This is a genomic window from Candidatus Nealsonbacteria bacterium (assembly GCA_019923625.1).
Classification (GTDB): domain Bacteria; phylum Patescibacteriota; class Minisyncoccia; order Minisyncoccales; family RBG-13-42-11; genus JAHXGN01.
Window position 1 is genome coordinate 1 of record JAHXGN010000010.1, and the last position, 4839, is coordinate 4839.

Below are 4839 nucleotides of genomic sequence, written 5' to 3' on the forward strand. Positions count from 1 at the left end.
CGCCCCTTCGCTGTGACGCTCGGGTAGTCGATGAAGTTTGCCCCCTTCGGGGTTTGCCTTCATCTCCGCCCCTTCGCTGTGACGCTCGGGTAGTCGATGAAGTTTGCCCCCTTCGGGGTTTGCCTTCATCTCCGCCCCTTCGCTGTGACGCTCGGGTAAAGAAAGCAATCTTTCTTTTCGCCCCTTCGCTGACGCTCGGGAAGTAAAAGATTTTAAACCACTTTGACGAGAGGGCTGAGCCGGTTTTTTAATTATCTTTTTTCTTTTCTTAATTTTTGAAGCCATTACTTAATTATAGTTTTATTTGATTTTATGTAAAATTTCCTCAAAATGTAGTTGAAAATTTAGCTAAACCTTATTGAGTATCAACTTTAATTTTTAAATTTATTGTTTCTTGACTAAAAGATAACCCTTTCTGAGCAGTTGGTTTCGGACTTCGTTCAAAAATAAAGGGTCACCCGGCTTAATGGCTTCATCTAATATCACTTCTCCTAAATCCCGAATACCTCGTTTGAAGAATCTGTCCAAAAGGTCTTCAAGTATTTCCTGGTCTTCTTTTCGGGAAACTTCAACCTTAAACCTATTTTCAGAAAAGGAGATTTCTCCTAATTCTTTTTGGAAACGGTCTTTTATAATAAAAGTTTGGGACATAAATTTATTTTTTTTCTTCTTCTGAGGAAGTAATTTTGGGCCAGAAACTATGCGCCTTTTTATATCTTTCTTCTTGTTTTTGTCTATCAGTAAGGTCAAGCTCTGGAAATCGGATTGAAAGCCATTTGCTGAAAAACTCGTATCTTTTGGGATGAGAAAGATTAAAAACTTCCGGATTTTCCAAAAAACAGGCGCAACTTTCGGCAAAACTCTCCTGACTCTTCAAGCCCTCTTTTATTTTTTTATCCGGGTTATTTATCTTCAAAACATAACTACTCCATTCCAGTTCTTCCATTCTCGCTTTATCCCATTCTTTTACCATTTGAAGTTGCATTCCAGGAAGTAAGTCTTTTTGATCATCCAATCTCGGATCTATGTTATGCGCCCATTCGTGAGCCAACATAAAAGGAAGCTCTTTTAAGTAACTTATTTTATCTAATAAAGAAACCTTATAAAAAGCAATATCCGCCCTATCTTTCCCACGAAAATATAAAGGAGAAAAGCTAGCAAATCTTTCTCCAGTAAAACCATACTTTTTGTCCACTGGCTGAATTTTATCCTGATATTCTATCATCCTGATTTTATTCGAAAAAAGTTCTTTCGGTAAAAGAGCAGTAGCTGTTTCAACAATTTCTTTTCCTTTAATTTGCGGAAAATCAAATTTCTCAAACCCTTTAATCTCTATAGGTTTTTCAGTTTTTTCCTTCCTATTAATTGAATATTCCTTCCATTCTGCATTTTCGGATATTAAATCCGCGAGGTCGATCTCCAAATTGACAACAGTTTTGAGTTCCTCAAGGAAGAATTTCTCGGGAATTTTTCGAAACCCCCCCTCAGCGATATTCAACCACCTGTCGAACAATATATTATTGATATTGCGCAAACCAATATCTAATTTAGTATAACCTCGTCTAATTCGATAAGGCAACATTTCTTCTCCTTTTTCTTCTAAAAATTGCTTAATTTCTTCTCTTTTGATATTATTCTCTTCAAAATGTTTCAGCAGGGTGTTATATTCTGAAATAACTCCGTAGATTAAATCTGACTCTTTTTTGCTTAGGCTTGTTTCTAATTCATCGGGAGTCAATTTCAAGAAAGACTTTTTTATCTCCTTCGCTGCTTTTTTTTCTTCAATTGTCTCAACATATTTTTTAATAACCCTAAATTTTTCATTCTGGCTAATTTCTCCTTTTATTTCTGTTTTTGATTCTAACGCTTCCTTTGATGCTTCCTCTGGTATTTTCTTTGATGTTTCCTTCGTCTTAAAAAATTGTGGTTCTTTTTCAAACATAAATTATTGAGGGAATTGGAGTGAGGGAAAATTTCCGCGCTTCGCGCGGAAAAATTATTATTTCATTTTTGAATATATTGTTTTTGACACTCTCCACGACTAAAGTCGGGAGATTCTCGGTTCAACGGATAAGGTTGTATCCTCACCGAAGGAATAATATAGATCCTTAGACATCCCCAATGGGAGCACGCACTCTACTCTGCCCAGCCCTGTTAGAAATACTCTTGCGACTTTACACGCAACAGAGAATTGATGTTGCGAGAAATTCCAGTCGGTATAACCGCTTTGAAAGTCTACCTATATTTATTTTATCGCTTGTTAAAAAGAACATCAAGCCGATTCATCCCCACGAATGAATTCCGGCGGCTTTCTCGGAATTATTTTGTAATCTTATTCTATCAAAAAATCGCCTAATTATTTCAGAAAATCCAGGGCGGTTAGACTGTAGATTTTTGTCACATCAATTAAACTTTTTATCTCTACATACTCGTTCTTACCGTGAGCGCCCGCCCCATCGCAACCGAAATTTACAGCCGGGATCCCTTTTTCAATAAACATCCACATGTCACTCCAGGGGCCGGAGCCTTCGCAAACCAACTTTTTCTTTATTACCTGTTGAGCATTAGTTTTTAGAATTTTGACAATTGGTTCTGTTGGTTTGACAAAAGACGCTGGCACATAAACAAAAGGTGTTAATTTGTATTTTATTTTTAGCCCTTTGAGTCTTTTTTTGATTTCTTTTTCTAGATAATCTTTGGTAACACCCGGGAGGAGCCTTGTGTCGCCAAAGGCAATACAAGAATCCGGAACAAAATTTATAGCCTTCCCTCCTTTAATTAGAGTTGGAAACGTCAATACGTTTTTTCTCCCCGGAAAAACAGGATGCTTTTTTGTTGGGAATCTAAATCCCTCCAACGTTTTAATCACTTTTGTCATTTCTAAAACTGCATTGAGTCCCTCTTTTTTTTGCTCCCATTCTCTTGAACCAGTATGCACTGCATCTCCGAAGGTTTCTAATTTAAATCTATAGCCACCTCTATTACCAATAGTAATTTTATGCAAACCGGGCTCTCCAACTATTGCCGCATCTCCCGTATATTTCTTTTCTAAAAGATAACGAGTTCCAAAATGTGAAGCTGCCATCGGTTCTTCGTCAATCACAAACTGCAAACAAATTTTTCCTCTTAATGCCTGCTCAAATTTCAAAAGTGCTTTGGCCATATATATAAAGCCACTTAAGCTGGATTTCATATCTAAGGCTCCAGCCCCGTAGAGCTTTCTCCTTTCAATAAATCCCAAAAAGGGATTAAAATCGTATCCCTTAGGAGGAGGAACTGTATCCATGTGGCCGTTAAAAATCAGCGTCTTTTTTCCCTTTCCGAACTCGCAAACTACATTTGGCCTTGAAGAAGAAAGGCCCTCAAATTTAGGAGAAAGACCGATGCTCTTTAGTTTATTAAAAATCAACTCGGCAACCTCAAGTTCCACCGGGTCGTAGGGGCTTGATTTGGTTGGGTCATCCATATTCGGATTAACTGAACGAGATTGAACCAACTTTTGCAGAAATCTAATCTGCTCTTTCTTTGATTTTTCTATTTCTTTCAGAACGTTTGATTTAACTTTTTCCATAAGATTGATATAAATAATTTGTGGGCAGATCGGTTTCTCGGACCGCTCTCAAGTTAGATGTGGTTTGACAATCTGACCACGTCTCTTCAATCTCGGTGGCCTGCGCTGAGCTTGTCAAAACGCTGCGTATATTGAAATTAGCTCGAACATTTTTCGCCGCCTGCGGCGGCGAGGAAAAGCCCCCGTAATTTGCCTGCCCCGTAGGGAAACGAAGTTTCTCCTTCTGGGGCGGCTCGCCCGCAAGCGGGCTCGCCGCGTTCTTTGACAATTTCAAGTTTTTCTTTGGCGGCAACGAGAGATTATCTTTTCCCGCAGATTACCCAAACAAAATCAGTCATTTGTTTTTGTTGGACGGAAAACCCCAGCCCGATAACCTTCTGAGTTAAGGTATTCATATAACCATAGTGTTCCTCCTCAATTTCAGTCACAATTTCGCCTTTGTTTTCGGCAATCAATTTACTTTTAATCCCCTTTTCCGCTTTCTGATTGGCAAACATTAAATCGGCAATGATAATTTTACCTTGTTTTTTTAAAATCCGGTGCATCTCCTCGAGGGCTTTCATTTTTTCTTCTTCGGTCAAATGATGAAAAGCGTAGGCGGAAACAATTAGATTGACGGAATTATCCGCTACAGGAAGCTCTAAAAAATCACCCTTTCTTGCTTCAATTGTTGGAAGCTTCTCTTTGGAGATTTTTAGCATCTCGACGGAGGAATCAATGCCAATTAGGTGTTCTACTTTCCCAACGAATTTCTGGGCCAAGTTGCCGGTTCCCACTCCGATATCTACCATTGTTATCTTGGGTTTTTTTAGAATATCTTGGGTAAAGGCTACAACCTGATTAAGAACCTCCTCGTAATTTTTATACATCCAGTCATTAGCCTGATAGCCTCTTTTAATAGTTTTGTCATATCTCTTTGCCCATTTGTCAAAATCCCATTTTGAATTTTTTTCTGGTTTTTTCATGATTTTCCTTTAGCGGGCTTCACTCGCTAATAAAATCTTAACAGATTTTACCTCTGACAGCAAATCTTAGAGAAGAAAAAAGCGAGGCAACTAAAAAACAGAAATTTCAATGAAATATCTGTCCTAATGTATAAAAATTTTCTTTTACTTGCCGGCGAAGCCGGCAAACGAAATCAAAAATTTCAGCTGGAAAATCCCGTTCAATTTGGCCGCCGAGCCGCGAAGCGGCGAGACGGAAAGATTGACTTTTCCTTACTGGCTCCGAGCCCTAAACGAAATCCGAACTTTTTTCAAGGAAAATCC

Annotated in this window: 5 protein-coding genes; all 5 read right to left on the reverse strand. The window is 38.5% G+C overall.

The annotated features are described in order from the left end of the window. Positions 1–285 (reverse strand): hypothetical protein (locus tag KY055_01750; GenBank protein ID MBZ1345342.1); only part of this gene is annotated, 285 nt, incomplete at its 3' end. 99 nt (positions 286–384) lie between these two features. Beyond that, on the reverse strand, positions 385–651 hold the full coding sequence (locus KY055_01755) for a hypothetical protein (protein MBZ1345343.1): 267 nt from the start codon (positions 649–651) through the stop codon (positions 385–387). A gap of 4 nt (positions 652–655) precedes the next feature. Further along, positions 656–1942, reverse strand: coding sequence for a hypothetical protein (locus KY055_01760; GenBank protein ID MBZ1345344.1), 1287 nt, complete (start codon positions 1940–1942; stop codon positions 656–658). A gap of 414 nt (positions 1943–2356) precedes the next feature. Continuing rightward, positions 2357–3571 carry an ArgE/DapE family deacylase gene (locus KY055_01765; protein MBZ1345345.1) on the reverse strand — a complete coding sequence of 405 codons (1215 nt, stop codon included), beginning with the start codon at positions 3569–3571 and terminating at the stop codon, positions 2357–2359. A gap of 299 nt (positions 3572–3870) precedes the next feature. Beyond that, complete coding sequence (locus KY055_01770) at positions 3871–4536, reverse strand: class I SAM-dependent methyltransferase (protein ID MBZ1345346.1); 666 nt, start codon at positions 4534–4536, stop codon at positions 3871–3873. Positions 4537–4839: the final 303 nt, after the last annotated feature.